Consider the following 26378-nt stretch of genomic DNA (forward strand, 5'->3'; position numbering starts at 1 on the left):
AGGGTGTGGACGACACGTTGATCGACATCGGTGACGTGGCCAGGCAGAGCGGGCTGGCCGCGTCCGCGTTGCGGTTCTACGAGCGCAAGGGGCTCATCCAGGCCGAGGGGCGCAACGGGCTGCGCCGCGCGTACCGGCCGGAGACCCTGGAGCGGCTGGCGCTGATCTCCTGCGCCCGCGACGCCGGGTTCACGCTCTCCGAGATCGGCGAGTTCCTGCGGGCGGGGCCGTCCGACGAGCGGCTGCGCGCCCGCATGGCCGCCAAGGAGCGCGAGGTGTCGCAGCGGGTCGACCAGCTCACCCGGCTGCGCGACAGTCTGCGCCACGCGGTGGTCTGCACGCACGATCCGCTGGTGGAATGCCCCGAGTTCAAGCAGGCCGTACGGCGGGTGCCCCAGGGCTGAGGGGAACCCGCCGCCAGACATCAGGCCGAACTGAGCGGGCGCCCGACGCCGATCGCTGGATCAGGCCGAGCTGACGTACTTCCTCGGCCGCAGGGCGTGGGCCCGCAGCGCCGCCAGGGCCGCGAGCTGCCCCGGCCGGTCCATCCGCACGGCCAGCTCGTCGCTGAACGCCAGCCCCAGCGCCGTGAGCTGGGCCACCAGATCGGCCACCGGCCCGGTGACGTCCTCCAGGCTCGTCGCCGGATGCCAGCCCTCGCCGCCCACCACCTCGGCCACCCGCTCGCGCAGCTTCGCGGGCGACATGAGCGTGCCGTCGGCGAGCAGCAACAGCGCCGCCTCCCTGGCCGACACCTCGAACTCGTGCTCACCCCTGGCCAGCAGCAGCCGGGTGACCGCCGACCACATGGCCGACTTCGACTTCAGCAGCCGCAGGCCGTACTCGGTGATGGCCAGCTTGGCACCGTCGCGGCGGATCGCGCCCAGCTCACGCTCGGCCAGGTCGCGCAGCCGCGCCGCCTCGGGCGAGGGCGCCAGCCGCAGCGGCAGCGTCTCCCCGGAGGCGGCCACGGACAGCAGCCGGTGCAGCGCGGGCAGCGGCTGCGGGGCCACGGGCGCGTGCAGCCGCACCTCGAACGGCTGGGCCAGCTCCCGCCTGGCCGGGCCGCGCCCCAGCACCCAGCGGTTGAGCCGCTCGCCGTGCACGCGATTGAGCCAGCTGTCGCCGCCCAGGTCGGCGCGCGGCTCGGTGAGCCAGCGCCGGGTCAGGGCGGTACGGTCGACGCTCTCGCCGGCCACGATGGCCAGCTCCAGCGCGGCGGAGCAGGCGATGTGCGCGCCCAGCTCCTCGGGCCCCATGATCATGCTCCACTGCAGCTCGGGCACGTCGGGCGGGAGCACACCCGTGGCCTCCAGCGCCTGCTGGTAGGCGGCGGTGCCGGCGTCGTCGCCCTCGCGGGCGTAGGTGCGCAGGATCTGTACGGTTGTCGAAGACACGCACATGGCGGCATACCGGTCCATGCCGCCGAGCTGGAGCAACCGCCCCAGGGAACGTGCCAGGCGCTCCATGTCGCCGCTGCCCTTGGCCGCCCCGGCGTTGGGCGGCGCGACCTTGAGCGGCAACGTGTACCAGAGGAACTCGCAGACGTCGAGCTGGGTCACCGTCTCCAGCGGCTCCCCACCCGTCAACCATTCGACGGCGGTCCTGGCCTCCTCGGCCAGATCCGGGTGAGATCGCTCCAACTCGGCGAGAAGGGCGGTGACATCCGGTGCACTCATGCCTCGAAGTTTGCCGTATCGACCCCGGGCCTGACGATGACCGAATCCGGTGCGTATTGGGTCTTGCACAGCGACTACCTAAGAAACCCCTATTGAGCCGACTGTAACGTGATCATATCCACCGTTTCTCGAACAACATGCGGGCCTTCCAGTCCACGTACGGGATCAGCTCGGCGGAGAGAATGGGGTGCAGCCACCAGAAGTTGATGAGCGCGAGCAGGGCGAACGCGCCGACGACGGCGGCGCCGAGGGTGCGCCGCATCGGCGCCGCGCCCTTGACGGCCGGCGTGGACGGCCCGATCAGTAGCCCGGCGCACAACGTGATGGCCAGCACCATGAACGGCACCATCGGGATGGCGTAGAACAGGAACATCGTGCGGTTGTCGGCGATGGCGAAGTAGAACCACGGCAGCCAGCCCATCGCGTACGCCAGCAGCACGGCCCCGGCCCGCCAGTCGCGGGAGGAGAAGTACCACGCCACCAGCGCCACCAGCGCGGCCACCGCGCCGAACCAGATCACCGGCGTGCCCACGCCGAGCACGGCCTGCGAGCAGTCCTTGACGCCGCACGTGTTCTGCTTGCCCTCGTAGAAGAAGGCCACGGGGCGCAGCAGCAGCGGCCAGGACCACGGCTCCGACATGTACGGGTGCGAGGTCTCCAGCCCGCTGTGGAAGGTGAAGACCTGCCACTGGTACTGCACCCACGACCGCATCGAGTCGAAGACGAAGAAGAGCGGGTTGCCCGGCGAGGTGGCCTGGTCCCAGTTGCGCCCGTAGCCGGAGGCGTTGACGAACCAGCCCGTCCAGGTGGCCATGTACGCCACGAACGGCACGACGCCGAACGCCACGACCCCCTGCGGCACGTCCTTGTTGACCGCCCCCAGGTAGGGCCGGCGCAGCCCCACGGCGCGGCGGGCGCCGAAGTCCCACATCAGCGACATGATCGCGAACGCGACCGCGAAAGCCAGGCCCGACCACTTGACCGACATCGCGAAGGCCAGGCACACCCCGGCCCCGATCCGCCACCACCTGATGCCCAGCGACGGGCCCTGCGGCGACACGGGCGAGCCCTCGTACCACGTGACCAGCTTCTCGCGCGCGCGGTCGCGGTCGACCACCAGGCAGGCGAACGCCGCCAGCACCCAGAACATCAGGAAGATGTCCAGCAGCGCCGTGCGGGAGAGCACGTAGTGCAGGCCGTCGAGCGCCAGCAGCAGGCCGGCGAAGCAGCCGAGCAGCGTCGAGCGGGTCATCCGGCGGGCCACCCTGGCCAGGATGAAGATGGACAGCGTGCCGACCACGGCGGCGGCGAAGCGCCAGCCGAACGGGTTGAGCCCGAACAGCCACTCGCCGATGCCGATCATCCACTTGCCCATGGGCGGGTGCACCACGTAGGAGGCGCACTTGCCGAGGTCGTCCGGCGTGCACGCCTGCCAGATGTCGGTGTTCCCCGCGATGATCGCCTTGTCGGCGTCCTTGATCGTGACCTTCTCGACCCCGTGGGTGATGAGCGAGAAGGCGTCCTTCATGTAGTACGTCTCGTCGAACACCACGGCCTTGGGGTGACCGAGCTGAACGAAGCGGAGGATCCCGCCGAACAGGGTGACGAGCAGTGGCCCCACCCATCCCCACAACACGCTGCCGCGCATGGGGGGTACGACCCGATCGCGTACGGACCGCGTCCTGGGATGGCTCTCGCCGACCTCTGAGCTCTCGTAGGCCTGGTACGGGGAATCGGTCACCGCCATTCGGACATCGTACGGGCCCCAGAGCGGTGGTTACCAAGGAAACACGGTCTATTTGGGATGCCCTGCAACAATGGTCGGGTGACTGGGAACGGCAGGTTGGTGCTGGCAGGAGCCCCCATTGGCCAGGTCGGAGACGTCTCGCCGCGGCTGCGTGAGCTGCTGGCGGGCGCCGACGTGGTGGCGGCCGAGGACACCAGACGGCTGCGCAGGCTCGCGTCCGACCTCGGCGTCGAGCTCACCGGCAGGGTGGTGTCCTACTACGACCAGAACGAGGCGGGCCGGGCCCAGGAGCTCGTCGAGACGCTGAAACAGGGCCGCACGGTCGTGGTGATCACGGACGCGGGCATGCCGGGCGTGTCCGACCCCGGCTACCGGCTGACGCAGCTCGCGGTCGAGGCAGGCATCACGGTCACCGCACTGCCGGGGCCGAGCGCCGTCACCACCGCGCTGGCCGTGTCGGGGCTGGCCAGCGACCGGTTCTGCTTCGAGGGCTTCCCGCCGCGCAAGACCGGCGAGCGGGCCCGCCGCCTGGGCGCGCTGGCGGCCGAGGAGCGCACGATGGTCTTCTTCGAGTCGCCGCACCGGCTGGAGGAGTCGCTGCGGGCCATGGCCGAGGCGTTCGGGCCCGACCGGCGGGCCGCGGTGTGCAGGGAGCTGACCAAGACCTACGAGGAGGTGCGCAGGGGCGGGCTCGGCGAGCTGGCCGAGTGGGCGGCGCCGGGCGTCAAGGGCGAGATCACGATCGTCGTGGCGGGGTTCGCGCCGGGGGAGGCCGAGCCCGACCTCGACGCCCTGGCCGCGGAGGTGGACCGCAGGGTCGCCGAGGGGGAGCGGCGCAGCCTGGCCGTGGCCGAGGTGGCCAAGGGCGCGGGCGTGCCCAGGCGAGAGCTGTACGACCTGGTTCACAGGAGAACCGCCACGCCATAGGGTGCGCATCGTGAGGAACTGGGGGGTGCCGGCACAGCGACTGATCCCGCCGATGCAGGGCGGCGCCCTCCTGGGCTGGCTGGCGCCGCTCGCGGTGGCGATCTTCGGCGGGATCCTGCGGTTCGTCCGGCTGGGCGAGCCCAGGGCCGTCGTCTTCGACGAGACGTTCTACGTCAAGGACGCCTACTCGCTGATCGTCCACGGCGTCGAGATGGCCACGCTCGGCGACGTCAAGAACCCCATCGCCGACCAGCGCCTCATCGCCGGGAACCTGGACATCTTCAAGCAGTGCGGGCAGCCGTCCGAATGCGCCTCCTTCGTCGCCCACCCGCCGCTGGGCAAGTGGATGATCGGCGCGGGGGAGTGGCTGTTCGGCATGGACCCGTTCGGCTGGCGGTTCGCCGCCGCGCTGGCCGGCACGCTGTCCATCCTCGTCATGGCCAGGGTGGCGCGCAGGATGACCCGCTCGACGCTGCTGGGCTGCCTGGCCGGGCTGCTGCTGGCGCTCGACGGGCTGCACCTGGTGCTGTCGCGGACCGCGCTGCTGGACATCTTCCTGATGTTCTGGGTGCTGTGCGGGTTCGCGTGCCTGGTGGCCGACCGCGACTGGGCGCGGCGCAAGCTGGTCGGCTGGTACGAGAGCGCGCCCGTCACCGAGCTGGGCCCGCGGCTGGGGCCGCGGCCGTGGCGGCTGGCGGCGGGGGCCTGCCTGGGCGCGGCGTGCGCGGTCAAGTGGTCGGGGATCTTCTTCCTCGTCGCCTTCGCCGTGCTGTCGATCATGTGGGACCTGGGGGCCCGGCGGGCGCTGGGGCTGCGCGAGCCGTACCGGGGGGCGCTGTCGTACGACCTGCCGGGCGGGTTCGCGGCCATGACGCTCGTGCCCGCGCTGGTGTTCACGGCGTCGTGGGCCGGCTGGTTCGCCTCCGCCGACGGCTGGGGCCGCAACTGGGACCGGGCCACCTCCTCGGGGCCCGTGTTCTTCGTGCTCGACTCGGTGCGGTCGTGGGTGCAGTACCAGACGCAGGTGCTCGGCTTCCACAGCGGCCTGGAGGACTACCACCCGTACATGTCGGAGCCGTGGACCTGGCCGCTGCTCTTACGGCCGGTCTCCTTCCACTACCCCACCGGCCTGCCGCCGTCGTCCTGCGGCGCCGGCCAGTGCTCCCAGGCCGTGCTCGGGGTCGGCACCCCCGCGCTCTGGTACGCCGCCGCGCTCGCGCTGCTCGGGCTCGTCGCGTGGTACGTCTCCTCCCGCGACTGGCGGGCCGGGGCGACGCTGCTGGCCTTCGCGGCCGGCTGGCTGCCGTGGTTCTACTACGCCATCGCCGACAACCGCACGATGTACCTGTTCTACATGATCCCCGTGGTGCCGTTCATGGTGCTGGCGCTGGTGCTCATGGCGGGGCTCATCCTCGGCAGGCAGGACGCCCCCGCCACCCGGAGGGCGACGGGGGCCGCGGTCGTGGGCGCGGTCGCGCTCGTCGTGCTGGTCAACTTCTGGTGGCTCTACCCGGTGCTGACCGCCGAGACGATCACGCAGTCACAGTGGTGGGCTCGGATGCTGATGAGCTCTTGGGTGACCGCCGCCCCCAAGTGACCCCGCGGCGCAGCGTGATCGCCGCCGCGATGCAGGCCAGGGGGACGGCCGGAAGCACGTACCGGTAGTCGAACTCCGCCGTGGCCGCCGGCGCCAGCAGCAGCCCGACCGCGCCCAGCCACGGCAGCACCACCGGCCCGCCGAACTTCCGCCAGCGCACCGCCACGCCGTACAGGCCGATCAGCAGGATGCCGCCGACCATGATGCCGCGCAGGTAGAAGACCTTCTGGTAGCTGCTCATGATCGTGGCCCACGGCTGCACGATCCGGGTCTCCGGCGGGCCCTGCTCGTAGCTGAAGGCGTCGGTGTCGGTGCGGCCGCCCGCGTACGACGCCCACTTCGGCAGCCGCTTGGGCTGGCCGGTGTCGTCCAGCTCCACGTACGGCTTGAACTGGTACATGTTGTAAGTCGACTCGTCGGGGAAGCGTGGACGTGCCCAGTGAAAGGAGCGGAAGAAATCGCGCGCCACGACCTGCAGGTAGTCGCCCGGCTGCGACAGGATCGCCCGGGTGGCGAACTTGCTGGCCGCGTCGTTGGTGATCTCGCTCCACTTCTTGTTGATGCCCCACCGGTGCAGCACCTCGCCGGTGCCGGTGCCGTCGCCGTTGCCCTGACCCCACAGGTACCACTGGGCGTAATCCTTGCGCTGGCTGACCGGGTCGTTGATGCACAGCAGCAGAAGCTGGACCTCTTTGTACTTGTCGATGTCCATCTTGTTGCAGTCGGCGAAGATGGCGGTGCGCATGTAAAGGATGAGGCCGTCGCTGTTGGTCATCGCGAACTTGCCGTACGCGGAGGCGAACCACCCCATGTACGCCATCACCGGGATCGCGCAGGCGGTGATCACGGCGGCGATCGGCCGCCAGCCGGTGCGCTTGACCAGCAGGTAGAGCACGACCAGCGCCAGGATCGGCAGCCCGATCGAGCGGGTCAGCCAGGTCAGCGCCAGCAGCAGCCCGAGGACCGCGCCCGCTTTCCACGTCAGCCGCCGCTTCCACAGCACCATCGTGATCACGCCCACCACGAGCAGCATGAACAGGGTGTCGGACATCACCATCTGCTCGAGCTGGATCTGGTAGGCGTCGAACAGGACCGGCGCCGCGGCCAGCGTGGCCCCCCACTTCGGCAGCCTGAACTTGATCCGTAGCAATGCGTAGATCAGGCAGGCCGTGGCCAGGCCCATGAGGTGCTGCGTGAACGTCACCAGGCTGAAGCTGTGGAACGGCTGGAGCAGCATCAGCCAGAAGCTGTAGCCGTCGGGCCTGATCGGGTGCGGCCGCGGGTGCAGCGCCACCGAGACGTACTCGTAGGAGTCGTTGAACCACATGGCCGGGCCGTAGCCGAGCATGGTGATGAGCCGCAGCACGGCGCCCACGCCGAAAGCCGCGGCGAACACCCGATGCCTGCGCACCATGGCCAGCAAACGGGCCATCCTGCCTGGGGCGGAGGGGTCCACAGGGGTAATCTCCGCGACGCTCACCATGCTGTAAAGAATGCCAGTCGTTTCCAGGTCTGTGCCCGAGCACGGGCCCGTTCAGGGCATGATGGTTCACTGGAAGAGCCTTAACTGAAGGGTAGACACGTGGAACTGACGGTGGTCATGCCCTGCCTCAACGAGGCGGAGACCGTGGAAGTCTGTGTACGCAAGGCATTGGCGTGCATGGAGGAGCACGGCATCGAGGGCGAAGTGCTGATCGCCGACAACGGCAGCACGGACGGCTCGCAACAGCTCGCCCGAGACGCCGGGGCCCGCGTGGTCCATGTGGACGAGAAGGGATACGGAAACGCCCTCATGGGCGGCATCAGGGCGGCGCGCGGCAAGTACGTCATCATGGGCGACGCCGACGACTCCTACGACTTCACCGCGCTGCTGCCGTTCGTCGAGCAGCTTCGCGACGGCGCCGACCTGGTCATGGGCAACCGCTTCAGGGGCGGCATCTCCCCGGGAGCCATGCCGCCGCTCCACCGCTACCTGGGCAACCCGGTGCTGTCGTTCATCGGGCGGCTGTTCTTCCCCTCGGCGATCAAGGACTTCCACTGCGGGCTGCGCGGCTTCCGCCGTGACTCGATCCTGCGGCTGCAGCTCCAGACGGGCGGCATGGAGTTCGCCTCCGAGATGGTGGTCCGCTCCACCCTGGCCGGCCTCGACGTGCGCGAGGTCCCGACCACGCTCTCGCCCGACGGCCGCTCCCGCCCGCCGCACCTGCGCTCCTGGCGCGACGGCTGGCGTCACCTGCGCTTCCTGCTCCTCTACAGCCCGAAGTGGCTGTTCTTCTACCCCGGCGTGCTGATGATGATCGTCGGGCTCGTCGCGGGCACGGCGCTGGTGTTCGGGCCCGTGGAGATCGGCGAGCTGGCCTTCGACGTCGACACCCTGGTCGGATCGGCCGCCCTGGTCGTGATCGGCTTCCAGGCGGCCCTGTTCGCGGTGTTCACGAAGGTGTACGCGGCGGAGGAGGGCTTCCTGCCGGAGTCGCCGCGGATCAGGCGGCTGATCGACATCGTGAGCCTGGAGAAGGGGCTCGTCGTCGGCGGGCTGCTGGCGCTGGCCGGCCTGGTCGGCCTGGTGATGTCGCTGGTGCACTGGCAGGTGCGCGACTTCGGCGAGCTGGACCCGCGCGAGTCGCTGCGCATCGTGGTGCCCGCGGCCACGGCGCTCATCATGAGCTTCCAGACGATCTTCGCGTCGCTGTTCATCAGCATCCTCGGCATCCGCCGCACCCGCGAGACCCCCATCGACAACGCCGCCGCCGCGGCCGAGGAGGCCGCCGCCGCGATCTCCCTGGAAGACTCCGCGCCCTCTCTCGGGAACGCCAAGAGTTAGGGAGAGTTTTACGCGCCGCCGTGGCCGGCCACCCGCCGTCGCCGGCGGGCGTCCGTCCAGGGAAACGGCCTCTGACCGGTCAGAGGCGCGCCGCCGTTACGGGGCGCGCCGTCGGCCGTTGCCGTGGCCGGGCGCGACTACGTCACCGGGCAACCCGGGCTCGCGTGACGGCGGGTGCGCGGTGAAGGGTCACAGGCCGTTTCCTGGAGGGCCGTCAGCCGAAGTGCGGCGGGTGGTGAGCCACGGCACCGCGTAACAAATGAATCTCGCAGACCCGTAGGCTGAGCATCATGACCCAGCACATTCTTACCGCCGTGGCGTGGCCGTATGCGAACGGGCCCCGCCATATCGGGCACGTATCGGGGTTCGGCGTGCCGTCCGACGTCTTCAGCCGTTACCAGCGGATGGCGGGCAACAACGTGCTGATGGTCTCCGGCACGGATGAGCACGGCACCCCCATCCAGGTCCAGGCCGACAAGGAGGGCGTGAGCGCGAAGGAACTGGCCGACCGCTACAACCGCGTCATCGCCGAAGACCTGACCGGCCTCGGCCTGTCCTACGACCTGTTCACCAGGACCACGACGAAGAACCACTACGCCGTCACGCAGCAGATCTTCAAGGGTCTCTACGACAACGGCTACATCTTCCCCAAGACCACGATGGGCGCCATCTCGCCCTCCACCGGCCGCACCCTCCCCGACCGCTACATCGAGGGCACCTGCCCCATCTGCGGCTACGACGGCGCGCGCGGCGACCAGTGCGACAACTGCGGCAACCAGCTCGACCCGATCCAGCTCGTCAACCCCAAGAGCCGCATCAACGGCGAGACGCCGGTGTTCGTCGAGACCGAGCACTTCATGCTCGACCTGCCCGCCTTCGCCGAGGTGCTCGGCTCCTACCTGCAGTCCAAGCAGGGCGAGTGGCGCCCGAACGTGCTGAAGTTCGCCCTCAACCTGCTCGGCGACCTCCAGCCCCGGGCGATCAGCCGCGACCTCGACTGGGGCGTGCCGATCCCGCTCGACGGCTGGCGCGACCAGCCCAACAAGCGGCTGTACGTGTGGTTCGACGCGGTCATCGGCTACCTGTCCGCCTCCATCGAGTGGGCCAGGCGCTCGGGCGACCCCGACGCGTGGCGCCAGTGGTGGCAGAACCCCGACGCCCGCGGCTACTACTTCATGGGCAAGGACAACATCGTCTTCCACGCCGAGATCTGGCCGGCGATGCTGTTCGGCTACAGCGGCATCGGCGCGCGCGACGGCTCGCCTGGCTCGCTGGGCGCGCTCGACGTGCCGTCCGAGGTGGTCTCCAGCGAGTTCCTGACGATGGAGGGCAGGAAGTTCTCCTCCTCCCGGCAGGTCGTCATCTACGTGCGCGACTTCCTGGCCCGCTACGACGCCGACGCCCTGCGCTACTACATCGCCGTGGCCGGCCCCGAGAACCAGGACACCGACTTCACCTGGCAGGAGTTCGTCAACCGCAACAACGGCGAGCTGGTCGCGGCCTGGGGCAACCTGGTCAACCGGTCCATCTCGATGGCGGCGAAGAACTTCGGGGCGGTGCCCGAGCCGGGAGACCTCACCGACGCCGACAGGGCGCTGCTGGAGCGCTCGCGCAACGCGTTCGGGCCCGTGGGGTCGGAGCTGGGCCGTTCGCGCTTCAAGAACGCCATCACGGAGGCGTTCGACGTGGTGCGCGAGGCCAACAAGTACCTCGCCGACCAGGAGCCGTGGAAGCTCAAGGACGACCCGGAGCGGCAGAAGTCCATCCTGCACGTCGCGCTGCAGGTCGTGGACGACGCCAAGACGATGCTCACGCCGTTCCTGCCCAGCTCGTCCAACAAGGTCTTCGCCATGCTGGGTGGCGAGGGCGTCTGGTCGGGCATGCCGGAGATCCGCGAGGTCGACGAGGACGGCGGCACCCCGTACCCGGTGATCACGGGCGACTACGCCGACGGCGCCGCCCGCTGGGAGCACCGGCCGATCAGGCCCGGCACCCCCCTGGCGCCGCCCGTGCCGCTGTTCAAGAAGCTCGACCCGAAGGTCATCGACGAGGAGCTGGCCCGGCTGGGTGAGTGACGGCGGTCTCGGCGCGCCGGCCGGCTGAGTGGCGGTGGTCTCGGTGCGGTGGCCGGGTGAGTGACGGCGGCCTCGGCGCGGCGGCTAGGCTTTGATGGCGTGACCAAGCTTCCCGCCGTGCCAGAGCCGCTCTCCTCACCCGTGTTCGACAGCCACTGCCACCTCGACATCATGGTCGGCAACAGGCAGGCGTCGTCGGGCGACCCGGTGGCGCAGGCCGCGCAGGCCGCCTCGGCGAGCGTGCGGAGCATCCTCGACGACGCTCGGGCCGTGGGCGTGACGAGGCTGGTCACGATCGGCTACGACCTGGCCTCCTCCCGCTGGAACGCCGAGGTGGCCGCCGGGCAGGAAGGCGTGTACGCCGGGGTGGCCATCCACCCGAACGAGGCGCACGAGGCCACCGCGGAGGTGCTGGCCGAGATCGAGGCGCTGGCCGGGCGGCCCGAGGTGCGCGCGGTGGGGGAGACGGGGCTCGACTACTACCGCGACTGGGCGAGCAAGGACGACCAGCACGCCAGCTTCCGCGCGCACATCGAGATCGCCAAGCGCACCGGCAAGGCGCTGGTCATCCACGACCGCGAGGCGCACGACGACGTGCTCAAGGTGCTGGCCGCCGAGGGCGCGCCGGACAAGGTGGTCTTCCACAGCTTCTCCGGCGACGCCGAAATGGCGAAGAAGTGCGTCGAAGCCGGATATTTCATGTCGTTCTCCGGGCCTGTGACGTACAAGAACGCCGGCTACCTCCGCGAGGCGGCCGAGATCGCGCCCGCCGAGCTCATGCTGGTCGAGACCGACGCCCCCTACCTCCCCCCGGTCCCGCACCGCGGCAAGCCCAACGCGCCCTACCTCATCCCCCTCACCCTGCGTTGCCTGGCCGAGGTCAAGAACGTCCACCCGGACGAGTTGTGCGAGGCGATCAGCGTCAACGGAGTCACAGTTTTCGGCGAGTGGTGACCAACTTTTCGCGAACTCCGGGATACAAGGACCGGACAAGCGTAAAGTTCGGGCCGTCCGGCACCACATCGGAGGTGGCTCGTGCGAGGAAAGAGGCGTGCGCCCCGACCGCCCGTTCCATGGCGTTCCCCGTGGACGCCGGTCGTGTGCGTGGCGGGGGTGGTGGCCGTCGGAGCGCTCGTCGTGGTGTCGTTCCTGGTCAAAGAGGTCATCGTGGTGGTCGATGGCGAGCGCAGGCATGTCCGGGCGTTCGGTGGAACGGTCCAGGAAGTGCTCGCCGACGCCGAGGTGTCGGTGGGGTACGGCGACGTCGTCCGGCCGTCCATCCAGGCGGCGGTCGACGACGGCGCCACGATCGAGGTACGCCGCGCCCGTCCCCTCACCCTGACCCTCGACGGCCGCACCAGCACGCACCTGGTCACCGCCACGAACGTGGGCGACGCCCTGGCGGAGCTGGACATCGCCCCCGCCGCCGGCAAGCTCTCGGCCCCGCCCGGCGACAAGGTGCCGCTGGAGGGCATGGAGCTGACCGTGTACACGCGGCGGAAGGTGTACGTGGTGGCCGGCACCACGCGGGTGACCTCGCGTACGACGGCCAGGACGGTGCGCGAGGTGCTCAAGCAGAAGCGCATCGCGCTGCGCCGCGGCTACCTGGTGAACCCGCCGCTGAGCAGCTTCCCCAAGGACGGCACGGTCATCACGGTCACCCCGCCGAGGACCGTGCAGATCCAGCCCGAGGTCGCCGAGCTCGACTGGGAGGCGCTGGCCGAGTGCGAGTCGCACGGCGACCTGGAGGCGTACAACCCGGACGGGCCCTACTACGGCCTGTACCAGTTCAGCCTGCCCATGTGGCAGGCGGTGGGCGGCATGGACACGCCGAGCACCTGGCCGGAGGAGGAGCAGACGTACCGGGCGCAGGTCCTCTACCAGCAGGTGGGCGGCAGGTGGCAGGGCCAGTGGCCGCACTGCGGCGACCGCCTGTTCACCATGAACGCCCGCCGCCCCGCTTCCTGACCGCCCTGCCCGCCCCGCTTCCTGACCGCCCCGCCCGCGCCGCCTCCTGACCGCCCCGCCCGCGCCGCCTCCTGACCGCCCCGCCCGCGCCGCCTCCTGACCGCCCCGCCCGCGCCGCCTCCTGACCGCCCCGCCCGCTCGCCACCGGCGGCACCGCTGAGCGCTCGCTAACCGGTGTCGCCATCGGCGGCACCGCTCAGCGCTCGCTAACCGGCGAGCGAGACGCCGAAGTCGGCTCCCTTCGGTGGCTGGACCGGTTGCGGCGCCGCCTCGTCGTTGCGGGCCGCCACCGCGACCTTCCCGTACGGCGCGGCGTCCGGCTGCCCCACGTACAGCTTGTTGCCGCTGAAGGCCACCGACCAGCCGAACAGCCCGTCGGCGGTCGCCAGCTCCCGGACCTCGGCGGCGTCCTTCCAGGAGACGACCCGGACACCACCGCCGTACGGGGCGCCGATCGCCAGCCGACCGTCCGCCGAGACGGCCATCGAGAACCCGAACGCCTGCTTGCCCCCCTGCGTCACCCTCCTCGTGGGCTTGCGCGCGGGATCGAGGAGCTGGACGTACCCGGGCCCGGGCGAGCCGACGGCGTAGCCGGAGCCCTCGGCGTACACGACCGCGTACCCGAACCGGTCGCCGGAGGCGTTCGTCGGCGAGTCCAGCTTGAACGAGGTGATCCGCGGCGCCAGCACGTCGTCGATGAACACCACCGAGCCCGAGTCGATCTTCCCGGCCTCGATCTGGCGGCCCGCACCGTCGTCGTTCTCGTACGGCACGCCGACGACCAGCCCGTTCTCCGGCCCGAACGCCATCGACCAGCCGAACTGGTCGCCCACCTCGCTGTTGCCCCGCACGTCCACGGTCTCCTGGCTGACCCTGCGCAGCTCGCCCGCGCCCTTGCGCACGTAGACGGCGCCCACGTCGAGGAGCCGGGCCTCGTCCTCGTACGGCGCGCCGATCGCCACCAGGTCGCCACGCGCGGCCATCGACCAGCCGAAGTGCGCGAACCGCTGGGGCTGCGGCGCCGTCAGGCGCTCGGGGGCCGCCGACCCGCCGCCGTAGACCACGTACGCGGCGCCGGCGTCCTCGGTGCCGTCCACGTCCGCGTACGGGGCGCCGATCACCAGGTCGGCGCAGGCGTCGCCGTTGACCTGCGCCAGCCGTACGGACCAGCCGAAGCCGTCGCCCCTGGCCAGCCCGGGAACGCCGACCGGCACCACCTTGCCGCCGGACAGCACGTGCACCGCGCCCTTCTGGTCGTCCGCGAACGGATCGCCCACCGCCACGTCGTCCACGCCGTCACCGTCGAAGTCGGCGGCTCCGGAGCAGGCCGCCGCCGTGGCGGGGGTCACGGCGGACGCAGGGGGGACCGCGGCCGAGGCGGGGGTCACGCTCGCCGTGGCCGTTCCAGCCATGACGGCGAGCGCGGCGAGCGCGGTGAGGGCCGCTCTGAGCGTCACAGCGCCACCTCGATCAGCTTGCCGTTCTCCAGCAGGGTCGCCGTCAGCTTCATCGGCTTGCGGTACATGGCCAGGTCGAACACGAAGGCGCTGTCCACCCGCGCACCGGGCAGGATGGCCGGCGGCAACGTGACGGGGGCCGGGTCGTGCTCGCCGCCCCGGTCGTCGACCATGGTCACCACGGGCTGGACCAGCACCCTGCGCTCGCCGCCCGGGTTGAGCATCGTCCAGCGGATCACGCAGAGCTGGCCCTTGGCGGACGTGATGCCCTCGAACTCCTTCGCCCCGCACTCCGGCGCCCCGGTCACGATCGCGACGGGGTCGTCGAAGCTCGCGCCCAGCGCGAACCTGCGGCCCACGTCGTTCGGGCTGGGGCTGCCCGCGGCCTGGGTCGGGGTGCCGGGGGTCACGGTGGTGGTCGTGTCACGGGCCGAGGTGACGATCAGTACGGCCACGGTCACCACGATGGCCAGCACGGCGGCCGCGGCGGCGATGAGCCACCGGGTGCCGGGCGTGCGCGCGCCGCCGATGGTGTCGTCCTCGTCGGCTCGCTCGGCTCGCTCGGCTGGGGAGCCCAGCGTGCCTGGGTGCGTGTCCGACCCTAAGCCGGCCGCCTGCGGCAGGCGCCCCACGGCTGCGTCCTGCCGCGCGGGCTCCGGCGCGGTACGCCGGCGAGCCGGCTCCATGCCGGCATCCTGACGTGGCGCCTCTGCCCCCTGGCCGTGCGCGGGCCGCCAGGCGGTGCCCTGCAGTTCGGGGCCTGGCCGGGAGTCGCGCTGTTCAGGGCCTGGTCGGGAGTCCTGCCGGGACTGCGCGGGCTCGTCTCGCGACTGCCCGGGCTCCTGCTCCGGCTCCTGCCGGGAGGCCTTGCCCGAGCGGAACAGCCCGAGCCGCCGCCGAGGAGCCTCCGCCTGCCCGGGCACCTGCCAGCGCGCCAGCTCCTCCCTGGCCGCCTCCTCCTCCCGCCGGGCCCGCTCCTCCAGGGACGACGGCGGCGCGCTCGCCGCCGCGCCGGACCCGCGCGCGCTCGCGGGATCCGGCACGCCGGCGGAGCCGGGCACGCTCGCGGAGGCCGGCGCGGTGGACGGACCGCCAGGACCGGTCGCCGGGTCAGCGGCTCCGGGGGCCGCGTGGGTTCTCCCTCTCCGTCCGGTCGCGTCACTGGGCGGGGGCGTCGTGAAGGTGGCCGTGATGTCCGGCTCGTCCACCACGTTCGGCGGCGGCTGCCACTCGCTGAGCATCTCGTTCGCCACCAGCGTCGGCGGATCGGCCGCCGCCCGCATCGGCGCGCTCCCTCCCACCAGCGCGATCAGCAGATCCTGCGCGGTGGGCCGCAGGGCCGGGTCCATGGAGGTGGCCCGCCGTACGAGCTCGTTCAGCGGCGCGGGCAACGCCCCGAGGTCGGGCGGCGTGTTGAGCACCCGGGAGGCCATGGTGATGGGGTCGCCGCGCCCGAACGGATGCCGCCCGTTGCCCGCGTAGGCCACCAGGCAGCCCCAGGCGAAGATGTCGACCGCCGGGCTGACCGGCTCGCCGCGCACCTGCTCGGGCGCCCACCACCCCGGGCTGCCCAGCAGCTCGCCGGAGAGCGTGAACCCCGTCTCCCGGTCGAGCGCCCTGGCGATCCCGAAGTCGATCACCCGGGGCCCGGACAGGGAGAGGATCACGTTCGCCGGCTTGAGGTCCCGGTGCACCAGCTCCGCCACGTGGATGGCCGCCAGCGCGGCCGCGACGCCGAGCGCGACGCCGTGCAGCGGCCCCGGCTCCAGGGCGCCGTACGTCGTTATCTGGTCCGACAGCGGAGTGCCCGCGATGTACTCGGTCACCATGTACGGCCGGCCGTCCCCGGTGTTGCCGTTGTCCAGCACCTGGGCCGTACAGAACGACGCCACCCGGCGAGCGTTCGCGACCTCCCCATGAAACCGCGCCGCGAAGCCCTCCTGGTTGGCGAACTCGGCCTTGACCACCTTGAGCGCGACGAACCGCCCCGTCGGCGCCCGCGCGAGGAACACGGTCCCCATGCCGCCCTCGCCCAACCGGCCCAGCAGCCGGTACGGCCCGATCGCGCGCAAGTCGGTCGGCCGGAGCGGCGCGGCGCCCGTTGGTTCCATGAGCGACGTCCCTTCCTGTTCCACGCCATCCTCTCCTTTGGTCTCCCCATCCGCCATCGCACGTTCTTCGATGCGGGAGACTGGTTGGATGATGAGGCTGTTGGGCCCTGCAGAAATACGTATTTTGGCGAACAAGCTAGATCTACGTCCGACAAAAAAACTGGGCCAGAACTTCGTGATCGACGCAGGGACCGTCCGTCGCATCGTCCGCGTGGCCGACCTCTCGCCCGATGACGTGATCATCGAGGTGGGTCCGGGCCTGGGCTCGCTCACGCTCGCGCTCCTGCCGGCGGCCGCGCACGTGGTCGCCGTCGAGATCGACCCGGTGCTGGCCGGGCAGCTCCCCATCACGGTGGCCGAGCGCGGGGCCGCCGACAGTCTCACGGTCGTCAACGCCGACGCCATGAAGGTCACGCTCGACGACCTCTCGGGTCACAGCCCTACGGCACTGGTGGCCAACCTGCCGTACAACGTGGCCGTCCCGGTGGTGCTGCACCTCCTCGAGGTGTTGCCGTCGCTGCGCAAGGGCCTGGTGATGGTCCAGTCGGAGGTGGCGGACCGGCTGGCCGCCGGGCCGGGCTCGAAGGTGTACGGGGTGCCGTCGGTCAAGGCGGCCTGGTACGCCGACGTGCGCCGGGCGGGCCCCGTCGGCCGTACCGTCTTCTGGCCCGTCCCCAACGTCGACTCCGGCCTCGTCTCCCTGGCCCGCCGCGACCCGCCGGTCACGACGGCTTCGCGGGAGGAGGTGTTCGAGGTGGTGGACGCGGCCTTCGCGCAGCGCCGCAAGACCCTGAGGGCGGCGCTCGCCTCCTGGGCCGGCACGCCCGCCGACGCCGAGCGCACGCTGCGGGCGGCCGGGGTGGACCCGTCGGCGCGAGGCGAGCAACTCGACGTCACGGCCTTCGCCCGCATCGCCGAGCTCAGACCCTGACCATACGGGGGAGCGGTGCCCGCGGCCGCAGCGCCCTGTGACGCGGCAATCCCACCGCGCGAGGTCCTGCCGCGCGAGGTCCCGCCGCGCGAGGTCCTGCCGCGTGAGGGCGGTGCGCGCGAGCACCTGTCGGGCAAGGGGGGCGCCGCGCGAGGGCGGTGCGGCGCGAGGGCGGTGGGACGCGAGGGCGGTGGGGCGCGGGAGCCTCGCCCCCGAGGATGCGTCACTCGAAGGCGCTGATGGTCACCTCGGGCCGGTCCCGCTTGGTGTAGAGGTCCCAGGCGGTGCCGGCGATCAGGTCGGGGTCGAGAGTCCTGATGCCCACGTCGCCGAACCGCTCCGGCCGGGAGAGCACGTGCGTGTGGATGTCACCCCGCTCGACCAGCCCGCCGATGATCAGGCTCCCGGCGTAGACGCCCTTCCCGGCCAGCGCCGCGTTGAGCGTCAGTGAGTAGTTGCGCAGCGCCGCCGAGGAGATCGCCAGGCTGCCGAGTGCGGGCATCGGCATGACGGAGCTGAGCCCGCCGGCGAACAGCAGCCCGCCCTCGCCCCTCTCGACCATGCCGGGCAGCACCCTGCCGACCAGGTCGACCGCCGGATACACCACCTCCATCGCCTCCCGCACGTCGGCCGAGGTGATGGAGGTGATGGGGGCGGGGGCGACGTCCAGGTCGGCGGCCCCGGGCCCGTAGTAGAGAACGTCGATCGCGCCGAACCGCTCGCCGATCGCGTCCAGCGCGGTCGCCGCCCGGTCGCGGTCGCGCACGTCGGCGACGAACGCCGCCGCTTCCACCCCGGCCGCGGCCAGCGACGCCACATAACCGGCGTGGCGGGCGTCGCTGCGGGAGACGAGCGCCACGGCGTATCCCTCGCGTCCGAACCGGTGGGCGATGGACATGCCGAGCCCCGGCCCGGCTCCGATGACGGCGGCGGTCTTGCGTGCTGCTGCGGGCATGACGATGCCTTCCCTTCAACTAAATCGAGGGTTCCCTCAACTTGATGGGCCGACCGTACCACAAAACTTGAGGCAGCCCTCGATTTCGTATGATGGAGGAATGGCAGCCGGAACCAAGCCGCTGCGGTCGGATGCCGCGCGCAATCGCGACAAACTGCTGGTCGCCGCCACCCAGCTCTTCGCCGAGCGCGGCCTCGACGTGCCCCTGGAGCACGTCGCCCGCCGCGCCGGCGTCAGCATCGGCACCCTCTACAACCACTTCCCGACCCGCGAGGCCCTCCTCGGGGCGGTCATGCCCCAGCGGCTGGCGGTCCTGGAGCAGATCACCGCGACCGCGCTGGCCGACCCCGACCCCTGGGCCGGGTTCGTCGGCTTCCTCGAGGGGCTGTTCGCGCTGCAGTCCGAGGACCTCGGCCTGAACGAGGCCCTGACCCAGGGCTTCTCCCTGGCCAGTGACGTGAGCCAGGCCTGTCACCAGGGCTTCGTGGACGCCCAGCGGATCATCGAGCGCGCCAAGGCCGCCGGCCGGCTCCGCGCCGACTTCGGGTCCCAGGACCTGATCACCCTGATCTGGGCGATGTCCCAGGTCATCCGCGAGTCCATGGGCACCGCTCCGGGCGCGTGGCGCCGCTGCCTGGCGTTCTTCCTCGACGGCCTGCGCGCCGAGGCCGCGCACCCCGTGCCCGGCGAGGCCGCCGCCCGCTAGCGGCGGCCCCGGCAAATACCCACCAACTTGACTCTCCGCGCCGGGGAGCGGCCGGGACATGCGGTTCATATTTCAAGAACCGCATGTCAGGCCGGCGGGCACGGATAACATCGAGTGTCCTTGACCCCGGCAAGCGATGAGAGTGGCAGAAGATCGATGAGTTCGGTGACCGTACGTGTGCCCGCGAAGGTCAACGTGCAGCTTTCTGTCGGCCCGCTCAGGGAAGATGGCTACCACGACCTGGTCAACGTCTTCCACGCGGTATCGATCTTCGATGAGGTGGTGGCCAGGGAGTCCGAGTCGATCACCGTCCAGGTCAACGGCAAGTGGTCCGACCAGGTGCCCGTCGACGACACCAACCTCGCCATCCGGGCCGCCCGCGCCCTCGCCAAGCACGCGGGCCGCACCTACGGCGCCGACCTCGTCATCCAGAAGGACATCCCCGTGGCCGGCGGCATGGCGGGCGGCAGCGCCGACGCCGCGGGCGCGCTGGTGGCATGCAACGAGCTGTGGGGCCTGGGGCTGCCGTTCGAGGACCTGATGGAGATCGCCGGAGACCTGGGCAGCGACGTCCCGTTCTCGCTGATCGGCGGCACGGCCGTCGGCACGGGGCGCGGCGAGCAGCTCAGCGAGCTGCCCACCGGGGGCACGTTCCACTGGGTGTTCGCGCTGGCGAACGGCGGGCTCTCGACGGCCAGCGTGTACGCGGAATGCGACCGGCTCAGGGAGGCCTCCGGCGCCCAGGTGCCCTGGCCCCAGCTCAACGACTCGCTGATGGAGGCGCTCGGCACCGGCGACGCGTACGCCCTCGGCTCCAACCTCAGCAACGACCTCCAGGCCGCCGCGCTCAACCTTCGCCCCGAGCTCGCGCCGACCCTCGACGCGGGCCGCCAGCACGGAGCGCTCGGCGCGATCGTCTCCGGCTCCGGTCCCACCTGTGCCTTCCTGGCCATCGACGCCACCCACGCCCGCGACCTGGCGCAGAGCCTGACCGCGACGGGCGCGGCCCACACCGCGGTGGCCGCCCACGGCCCCGTCCAGGGCGCCGTCCTGGTCTGACCGGAGCGACCGGCGCCGGCTCGTTCCGTCCGAAGGACGGCGGGGAGGCCCGCGGGAAGCCGATACCCTGGGTAGGCCATGAATCTGGTCAATCTTGAAGCTGTTTCCCACGCTTACGGCCCCAAGCCGCTCCTCAGCGACGTCTCGCTCGGGGTGGAGGCCGGCGAGCGCATCGGCGTCGTCGGGCGCAACGGGGGCGGCAAGACGACGTTGCTGTCCGTGCTGGCGGGCACCGTGCGCCCCGACAGCGGTCGCGTCACGCACAACCGCGGCCTGCGCGTCGGCTTCCTGTCGCAGCAGGACACTCTGGACCCCGGCGCCACCGTGAGCGAGATCGTCCTCGGCGGCCTGGCCGAGCACGAGTGGGCGGGTGACCAGCGCGTACGCGAGATCCTCGCGAACCTGATCGGCGACCTCGACCTCGGCTCCAGGGCCGGCGACCTGTCGGGCGGCGAGCGCAGGCGCACGGCGCTGGCGAAGCTGATGATCGACGACCACGACCTGATCATGCTCGACGAGCCCACCAACCACCTCGACATCGAGGCCATCGCGTGGCTGGCCGGGCACCTGGCGGGCAGCAAGAGCGCGCTGGTGGTGGTGACCCACGACCGGTGGTTCCTCGACGCCGTCTCCACCCGCACCTGGGAGGTCGTGGACGGGCGGGTCGAGCGCTACGAGGGCGGCTACGCGGCGTACGTGCTGGCCAAGGCCGAGCGCGCGCGCATCGCGCAGGCCGCCGAGGAGCGCCGCCAGAACCTCATGCGCAAGGAGATCGCCTGGCTGCGGCGCGGCCCGCCCGCCCGCACGTCCAAGCCGAAGTTCCGGATCGAGGCCGCCCAGGCTCTGATCGCGAACGAGCCGCCGCCGCGCGAGGCCGTCGAGCTGATGCGCTTCGCCGCCGCCCGCCTCGGCAAGACCGTCTACGACCTCGAGGACGTCACCCTCCACGCGGGCGGCCCCGGCACGGGCCCGCTGGTGCTCGACCACCTGACGTGGCAGTTCGGCCCGGGCGACCGGATCGGGCTGATCGGGGTGAACGGGTCGGGCAAGTCGTCGGTGCTGCGGCTGCTCGCCGACACGATCAAGCCCGATTCCGGCCGGGTGGTCAGGGGCAAGACCGTCCGCCTGGCGCACCTGTCCCAGGAGCTCGCCGAGCTCGACCCGGCCCGGCGCGTGCTGGAGTCGGTGGAGGAGGTACGCAAGTACCTCCAGCTCGGCAAGCGGGAGTGGACCGCCTCCCAGCTCCTGGAACGCCTGGGCTTCCGCGGCGACGCGCAGTGGAAGGTGATCGGTGACCTGTCGGGCGGCGAGCGGCGGCGGTTGCAGCTCCTCCGGCTGCTCATGGACGACCCCAACGTCCTGCTGCTCGACGAGCCCACCAACGACCTCGACATCGAGACGCTCAACGAGCTGGAGGACCTGCTCGACGGCTGGCCGGGCACGCTGATCCTGGTCAGCCACGACCGCTACTTCCTGGAGCGGGTCACCGACCGGTGCGTGGCGCTCCTGGGTGACGGCAAGCTGTCGTTCCTTCCCGGCGGGGTGGACGAGTACCTCGAACGCCGCGCCGCGGGCACGGCGGTGACCGCCCGGCTCGGCGCCGGCGCCCCGGCGCCCGCGACGGAGGCCGGCGTGCCGGCCGCTCCCTCGGGTGCGGCGGCCGAGCAGGGCGGGCTGTCCGCCAAGGAGGAACGCGAGCTGCGCAAGGAGCTCAACCGCCTGGAGCGCCAGCTCGACAAGCTCAGCGACCAGGAGTCCCGCCTGCACGCCGCCATGGCCGACGCGGCCAGCGACTACGCCAAGCTCGGCTCGCTGGACGCCCAGCTACGCGAGATCACCGCCCAGAAGGACACGGTCGAGGCCGAGTGGCTGGAGGTGGCCGACCGCCTGGGCGACTGACGCCACGCCCGGGCGGCGCGCCGGAGGGCGGGTGGGATCCGGGAGGGGGCGGGCGGGGGTCAGAGCGGGGAGTCGAAGGGCGTGAGGAGGGTGCGGAGCAGCGACGCGAGAGCGCGCTGATCCGCCGCCCCCAGCCCCGACAACAACTCCCGCTCCCGCCGCAGCAGGTCGTCGAAGGCGGCGTCCACCCGGGCCAGCCCCGTGTCCGTCAGCGACACCAGCACCCCGCGCCGATCCTCGGGATCGGGCCGCCGCCGCACCAGCCCGGCCTGGGCGAGCCGGTCGATGCGGTTGGTCATCGTGCCGGAGGTCACCAGCGTGGCCCGCAGCAGGGCTCCGGGGCTGAGCTCGTAGGGCTTGCCGGCCCGCCGCAGGGCGGTGAGCACGTCGAACTCCCATGGCTCCAGATCGTGTTCGGCGAACGCCGCCCGCCGCGCACGGTCGAGATGCTTGGCGAGTCGTGACACTCTAGAGAGCACGTGGAGCGGCTCGACGTCAAGGTCGGGGCGCTCCGCTCGCCAAGCCGCGACGAGGCGATCGACCTCGTCTCTAGCATCCTCCGTCATGACACACAAGTGTACTGTCTTGACATCGAGATATCTCTCTCGATATCAATTATCTCTATGTCAAGAGATATTTGGGACCCTGTCACGTACGCGGTCTACGCGGACGAGCGGTCACGGCCGTTCATCGAGCTGATCTCCCGGGTCGGAGCCGTCGAGCCCGACTACGTCGTGGACGCCGGCTGCGGCGGCGGCGAGCTCACCGTGGAGCTGATCAGCCGCTGGCCCAACGCGACCGTGGAGGGCTTCGACTCCTCGCCGGCGATGATCACCAAGGCCCGCAAGCTCGGGTCGCCGGTCAGGTTCGCGGTGGCCGACGTCGCCATGTGGCGCCCCGACCGGCCCATGGACGTGATCGTCTCCAACGCCGTCCTGCAGTGGGTGCCCGCGCACCGCGACGTGCTGGAGCACTGGGTCGAGGAGCTGGCCCCCGGCGGCTGGCTGGCCTTCCAGGTGCCGGGGAACTTCGACGCCCCCAGCCACGTCGCGATCCGCGAGCTGTGCTCCTCCCGCGCCTGGTCCGACAGGCTCGGCGACCTCGCCAGGGGCATGCCCGTCGGGGAGCCGCTGGAGTACGTCGACCTGCTCAACCAGGGCGGCTCCCAGGTGGACGCGTGGGAGACGACGTACGTGCACGTCCTGCACGGCGAGAACCCCGTGCTCGAGTGGGTCTCCGGCACCGCCCTGCGCCCCGTCTTCGACCGCCTCGACCCCGACGAGCAGCGGCGCTTCAAGCAGGACCTCGCCAAGCCGCTCGCCGAGGCCTACCCGGCCAGGAGCTACGGCACGCCGTTCCCGTTCAGGAGGATCTTCGTGGTGGCGCAGAAGTGACGATCAAGGGACTGCATCACGTGCAGCTCGCCGCGCCCGAGGGCAGCGAGCCGGCCTTACGCGAGTTCTACGCGGGCGTGCTGGGCCTGCGCGAGGTGCCCAAGCCCGCCGGGCTGGCCGCCCGCGGAGGTGTCTGGTTCAGGGGCGAAGGGGTGGAGATCCACCTCGGCATCGAGGAGGGCTTCAGGCCCGCGCGCAAGGCCCACCCCGCCCTCCTGGTGGACGATCTCGACGCGTACGCGGAGAAAATGCCCGATGCGCGGGAAGACGCCCTGTTCCCGGGGTACCGACGCATCTATGTTTCTGACCCGGTGGGCAACAGAATCGAACTCCTGCAACCCGTGTGATGTTCACCTTGCGGTGGCATCATGGTCCGAAATCGGACACTTGTGAGGTGTAGTGGGCATCGAGATCGAGGACAAGTTCGACGTCCCTCCGGAGTTTGAGATCCCCGACCTCGGTGGTCTCGCGGACGTCGCCGGCCCCAAGAGCTACCAGCTGGTGGCTCTCTACTTCGACACCCCCGACCTGCGGCTGGCCGCGCGCGGTGTCACGCTGAGGCGAAGGCGGGGCGGCGCCGATGCCGGCTGGCACCTGAAGCTGCCCAAGGCCAAGGGCGTGCGCCAGGAGATCACCCACCCGCTCACCCGCAGCACCAAGCTCGTCCCCCAGGAGCTGGCCGAGCTCGTGCGCGCCTACACCCGCGGCGCCGAGCTGAAGGTGGTCGCCGAGCTGGAGACCCGCAGAAGCGTCACCGTCCTGAAGGACGGCGAGACCGGGCTGGTCGAGATCGCCGACGACCGCGTCAAGGGCACCGTGTACGGCGCCGAGCCCAAGATCGTACGCTGGCGCGAGGTCGAGGCGGAGCTGCTCGAAGGCGGTACCCGGCAACTGCTGGCCAAGGTCGGCAAGCGGCTCAGGAAGGCCGGCGCGAGCGCCTCGGAGTCCACCAGCAAGCTCGCGAAACTCCTCGAACCCGCCCCCCTGCCCACGGCCCCCACGGAACCGGGCAGCGCCGGTGAGATCGTCATCGGCTACCTGGCGGGCCAGGTCAAGGCCCTGCTCTCCCAGGACCCGCGCGTGCGCCGGGCGGAGGAGGACGCCGTCCACCAGATGCGCGTGGCCGCCAGGAGGCTGCGCAGCGCGCTCAAGGCGTTCAAGACCGTCGTGACGGACACCGGCGAGGTGCAGGAGGAGCTGCGCTGGCTCGGCACCGTGCTCGGCGAGGCCCGCGACCTGGAGGTGATCAGGGCCAGGTTCACCGAGGCGCTCGCCGGCCTGGCACCGGAGCTGGTCACGGGCCCGATTCAGGCCCGGCTCGGCTCGGACCTGCACAAACGCGAAGAAGAGGCGTACGAGCGGATCAAGGAGGCGCTCAGCGGCGACCGTTACTACGTGCTGCTCGACTCGCTCGACCGGCTCGTCGCCGCTCCGGCGCTGGGCAAGGCGGCGGCCAGGCCGGCGCAGACGGAGCTGCGCAGTGTCGCCGCCGCCACCTGGAAGCGGGTCACCAAGCGCTACGACGAGGCCCAGGCCATCGAGGACCTGGAGCGCCGCGAGCTCGCCATGCACGACGTGCGCAAGGCGGCCAAGCGCGCCCGCTACACCGCCGAGGCGCTCCAGCCGAGCCTCGGCTCCGACCTGGGCAAGCTCGCCAAGCTGGCCGAGAACGTCCAGGAGGTGCTCGGCACCTACCAGGACGGCGTGGTGGCGCAGGAGACGCTGGCCAAGGAGGCCGAGAGCGCCCGGCAGGCGGGCGAGGACACCTTCACGTACGGGCTGCTGATCGGGATCGAGCGCAACGCCGCCGAGCGGGCGCACGCCGAGTTCCCCCGGGTCTGGAAGGAGACCGTCAAAGCGGTTAGTAAGGTTCTATGAACCTTCCCACCATCCCCTTCGCACGCAGCAGTCTGCTCGAGGTGCCCGAGGCGTACCGGGAACTGCGGGCGGCGAAGGGCATCGCGAAGGTACGCACTCCGGCGGGCGACGAGGTCTGGCTGGTCAGCGGGTACGAAGACGCCCGCGCCCTGTTCAACGACGGCCGGCTCGGACGCTCTCACCCGGACCCGGACAACGCGCCACGCCTGTCGGGATCGCCGCTGCTCGGCGGCCCCCGCGGCGACGTGGCCACGGAGAAGGCCGAGCACGACCGCATGCGCAGGTTGTTCATGCCGGCCTTCTCCGCGCGCCGCATGAAGCGGCTCAGCGGGCACGTCGGCTCGCTGGTGGACGAGCGGCTGGAGCACCTCGCCAAGCTCACGCCGCCGGTGGATCTGCACGCCGAGCTGTCCTTCCCGCTCCCCGTGCTGGTCATCTGCCAGCTCCTGGGCGTCCCGTTCGAGGACAGGGAGTACTTCAGCGGCCTGTCGCACCGCATGGGCGACATGCGCGACCGGGAGCGGGCGCAGGCCGCCATGGACGAGATGAGCGCGTACACGGCGGGCCTGATCGAGCGCAAGCGGCGCGAGCCGGCCGAGGACGTCCTGTCGGACCTGGCCGGAGAGCTGGACGACGACGGGACGATCGCCGAGCTGGCCGGCTCGCTGCTGTTCGCCGGGCACGAGACGACCGTCAACCGCATCGACTTCGGCGTGCTGCTCCTGCTCGCCAACCCCGGCCAGCTCGACCTGCTCAAGGCCGATCCGGGGCTGGCGCCGGGGGCGGTCGAGGAGATCCTGCGCCTGGCCTCGCCCAGCCTGCACGGCCTGGCCAGGTACGCGCACGCGGACATCGAGATCGGCGGCCTGACGATCCGCAAGGGAGAGGCCGTCGTGATCACACCCGGGGCGGCCAACCGGGACGAGCGGACCTATCCGGATCCGGACGCGTTCGACCTGCGCCGCCCGCTGACCGACCCGCACCTGAGCTTCGGGTACGGCCCCCGCTTCTGCATCGGCGCCGGCCTGGCCAGGGTCGAGCTGGAGGCGGTCTTCGGCCGGCTGTTCCAGCGCTTCCCCACGCTGCGCCTGGCCGTGCCGGAGCGGGAGCTGCCCCGCACCGAGGGGAGGATCGCCGACGGGTACGCCGAGCTGCCCGTCACCTGGTGAGG

General features: G+C 71.3%; 22 protein-coding genes. 15 read left to right on the top strand and 7 right to left on the bottom strand.

Annotation, left to right across the window (positions count from 1 at the left end):
- The first annotated feature begins 5 nt into the window (after nucleotides 1–5).
- Nucleotides 6–404, top strand: coding sequence for a MerR family transcriptional regulator (locus AB0I79_RS24550; RefSeq protein WP_312903332.1), 399 nt, complete (start codon nucleotides 6–8; stop codon nucleotides 402–404).
- 60 nt (nucleotides 405–464) lie between these two features.
- Here the strand turns inward: AB0I79_RS24550 and AB0I79_RS24555 are convergent, their stop codons facing one another.
- The gene (locus tag AB0I79_RS24555; protein ID WP_357876633.1) at nucleotides 465–1679 is read right to left on the bottom strand and encodes a hypothetical protein; all 1215 of its coding nucleotides are present in this window, start codon (nucleotides 1677–1679) and stop codon (nucleotides 465–467) included.
- Nucleotides 1680–1791: 112 nt separating this feature from the next.
- Nucleotides 1792–3426 (bottom strand): phospholipid carrier-dependent glycosyltransferase, encoded by a 1635-nt coding sequence (locus tag AB0I79_RS24560; protein ID WP_357876635.1) that lies wholly within the window; start codon nucleotides 3424–3426, stop codon nucleotides 1792–1794.
- A gap of 78 nt (nucleotides 3427–3504) precedes the next feature.
- Here AB0I79_RS24560 and rsmI point away from each other — a divergent pair, with 78 nt between their 5' ends.
- Nucleotides 3505–4353, top strand: coding sequence for a 16S rRNA (cytidine(1402)-2'-O)-methyltransferase (gene rsmI / locus AB0I79_RS24565; RefSeq protein ID WP_357876637.1), 849 nt, complete (start codon nucleotides 3505–3507; stop codon nucleotides 4351–4353).
- A gap of 10 nt (nucleotides 4354–4363) precedes the next feature.
- Nucleotides 4364–5950, top strand: a complete 1587-nt coding sequence (locus AB0I79_RS24570) for a phospholipid carrier-dependent glycosyltransferase (protein WP_357876639.1) — start codon at nucleotides 4364–4366, stop codon at nucleotides 5948–5950.
- Here AB0I79_RS24570 and AB0I79_RS24575 read toward each other — a convergent pair.
- The gene (locus AB0I79_RS24575; RefSeq protein WP_357876641.1) at nucleotides 5886–7433 is read right to left on the bottom strand and encodes a hypothetical protein; all 1548 of its coding nucleotides are present in this window, start codon (nucleotides 7431–7433) and stop codon (nucleotides 5886–5888) included. The two genes, AB0I79_RS24570 and AB0I79_RS24575, sit on opposite strands and share 65 nt — an antisense overlap.
- 99 nt (nucleotides 7434–7532) lie before the next feature.
- On the opposite strand from AB0I79_RS24575, the gene AB0I79_RS24580 reads away from it, so the two are divergent.
- The 4 genes from AB0I79_RS24580 (at nucleotide 7533) to AB0I79_RS24595 (ending at nucleotide 12817) form a co-directional block, all read left to right on the top strand.
- Nucleotides 7533–8774, top strand: coding sequence for a glycosyltransferase family 2 protein (locus tag AB0I79_RS24580; protein ID WP_357876643.1), 1242 nt, complete (start codon nucleotides 7533–7535; stop codon nucleotides 8772–8774).
- 290 nt (nucleotides 8775–9064) lie between these two features.
- Entirely contained in the window at nucleotides 9065–10849 is a 1785-nt protein-coding gene (metG, locus tag AB0I79_RS24585) for a methionine--tRNA ligase (protein WP_357876645.1), read from the top strand.
- A 99-nt stretch (nucleotides 10850–10948) separates the two neighbouring features.
- Nucleotides 10949–11803, top strand: a complete 855-nt coding sequence (locus AB0I79_RS24590; RefSeq protein WP_357876647.1) for a TatD family hydrolase — start codon at nucleotides 10949–10951, stop codon at nucleotides 11801–11803.
- 144 nt (nucleotides 11804–11947) lie between these two features.
- Nucleotides 11948–12817 (top strand): ubiquitin-like domain-containing protein, encoded by an 870-nt coding sequence (locus AB0I79_RS24595; RefSeq protein ID WP_357876649.1) that lies wholly within the window; start codon nucleotides 11948–11950, stop codon nucleotides 12815–12817.
- A gap of 206 nt (nucleotides 12818–13023) precedes the next feature.
- Here the strand turns inward: AB0I79_RS24595 and AB0I79_RS24600 are convergent, their stop codons facing one another.
- Nucleotides 13024–14274 carry an FG-GAP-like repeat-containing protein gene (locus AB0I79_RS24600; RefSeq protein ID WP_357876651.1) on the bottom strand — a complete coding sequence of 417 codons (1251 nt, stop codon included), beginning with the start codon at nucleotides 14272–14274 and terminating at the stop codon, nucleotides 13024–13026.
- Nucleotides 14271–16385 (bottom strand): protein kinase, encoded by a 2115-nt coding sequence (locus AB0I79_RS24605; protein ID WP_357877419.1) that lies wholly within the window; start codon nucleotides 16383–16385, stop codon nucleotides 14271–14273. The genes AB0I79_RS24600 and AB0I79_RS24605 overlap by 4 nt, the downstream gene beginning before the upstream one ends.
- Nucleotides 16386–16455: 70 nt before the next feature.
- Here AB0I79_RS24605 and rsmA point away from each other — a divergent pair, with 70 nt between their 5' ends.
- Nucleotides 16456–17316, top strand: coding sequence for a 16S rRNA (adenine(1518)-N(6)/adenine(1519)-N(6))-dimethyltransferase RsmA (gene rsmA, locus AB0I79_RS24610; RefSeq protein WP_357876653.1), 861 nt, complete (start codon nucleotides 16456–16458; stop codon nucleotides 17314–17316).
- Between the two features lie 223 nt (nucleotides 17317–17539).
- Here rsmA and AB0I79_RS24615 read toward each other — a convergent pair whose 3' ends face one another.
- Nucleotides 17540–18271 (bottom strand): SDR family NAD(P)-dependent oxidoreductase, encoded by a 732-nt coding sequence (locus AB0I79_RS24615; RefSeq protein WP_357876655.1) that lies wholly within the window; start codon nucleotides 18269–18271, stop codon nucleotides 17540–17542.
- Between the two features lie 100 nt (nucleotides 18272–18371).
- On the opposite strand from AB0I79_RS24615, the gene AB0I79_RS24620 reads away from it, so the two are divergent.
- The 3 genes from AB0I79_RS24620 to AB0I79_RS24630 all read left to right on the top strand — a co-directional run bounded on the left by AB0I79_RS24620 (nucleotide 18372) and on the right by AB0I79_RS24630 (nucleotide 21935).
- Entirely contained in the window at nucleotides 18372–18977 is a 606-nt protein-coding gene (locus AB0I79_RS24620; protein WP_357876656.1) for a helix-turn-helix domain-containing protein, read from the top strand.
- Nucleotides 18978–19133: 156 nt separating this feature from the next.
- The gene (locus tag AB0I79_RS24625) at nucleotides 19134–20036 is read left to right on the top strand and encodes a 4-(cytidine 5'-diphospho)-2-C-methyl-D-erythritol kinase (protein WP_357876658.1); all 903 of its coding nucleotides are present in this window, start codon (nucleotides 19134–19136) and stop codon (nucleotides 20034–20036) included.
- 78 nt (nucleotides 20037–20114) lie between these two features.
- Nucleotides 20115–21935 (top strand): ABC-F family ATP-binding cassette domain-containing protein, encoded by a 1821-nt coding sequence (locus AB0I79_RS24630; protein WP_357876660.1) that lies wholly within the window; start codon nucleotides 20115–20117, stop codon nucleotides 21933–21935.
- Between the two features lie 59 nt (nucleotides 21936–21994).
- On the opposite strand, the gene AB0I79_RS24635 is transcribed toward AB0I79_RS24630, so the two are convergent.
- Nucleotides 21995–22501, bottom strand: a complete 507-nt coding sequence (locus tag AB0I79_RS24635) for a MarR family transcriptional regulator (protein WP_357876662.1) — start codon at nucleotides 22499–22501, stop codon at nucleotides 21995–21997.
- 57 nt (nucleotides 22502–22558) lie between these two features.
- Between AB0I79_RS24635 and AB0I79_RS24640 the strand changes: the two genes are divergently transcribed.
- From AB0I79_RS24640 to AB0I79_RS24655, 4 genes are read left to right on the top strand one after another with little or no spacing between them, the layout of a single operon-like run.
- Entirely contained in the window at nucleotides 22559–23329 is a 771-nt protein-coding gene (locus AB0I79_RS24640) for a trans-aconitate 2-methyltransferase (RefSeq protein ID WP_357876664.1), read from the top strand.
- The gene (locus AB0I79_RS24645; RefSeq protein WP_357876666.1) at nucleotides 23326–23676 is read left to right on the top strand and encodes a glyoxalase; all 351 of its coding nucleotides are present in this window, start codon (nucleotides 23326–23328) and stop codon (nucleotides 23674–23676) included. The genes AB0I79_RS24640 and AB0I79_RS24645 overlap by 4 nt, the downstream gene beginning before the upstream one ends.
- A 52-nt stretch (nucleotides 23677–23728) precedes the next feature.
- Nucleotides 23729–25207 carry a CYTH and CHAD domain-containing protein gene (locus AB0I79_RS24650; RefSeq protein ID WP_357876668.1) on the top strand — a complete coding sequence of 493 codons (1479 nt, stop codon included), beginning with the start codon at nucleotides 23729–23731 and terminating at the stop codon, nucleotides 25205–25207.
- Nucleotides 25204–26376, top strand: a complete 1173-nt coding sequence (locus AB0I79_RS24655; protein WP_357876670.1) for a cytochrome P450 — start codon at nucleotides 25204–25206, stop codon at nucleotides 26374–26376. The genes AB0I79_RS24650 and AB0I79_RS24655 overlap by 4 nt, the downstream gene beginning before the upstream one ends.
- The last annotated feature ends 2 nt before the right edge of the window (nucleotides 26377–26378 follow it).

Source organism: Nonomuraea sp. NPDC050202 (assembly GCF_040656115.1).
Lineage (GTDB): Bacteria > Actinomycetota > Actinomycetes > Streptosporangiales > Streptosporangiaceae > Nonomuraea.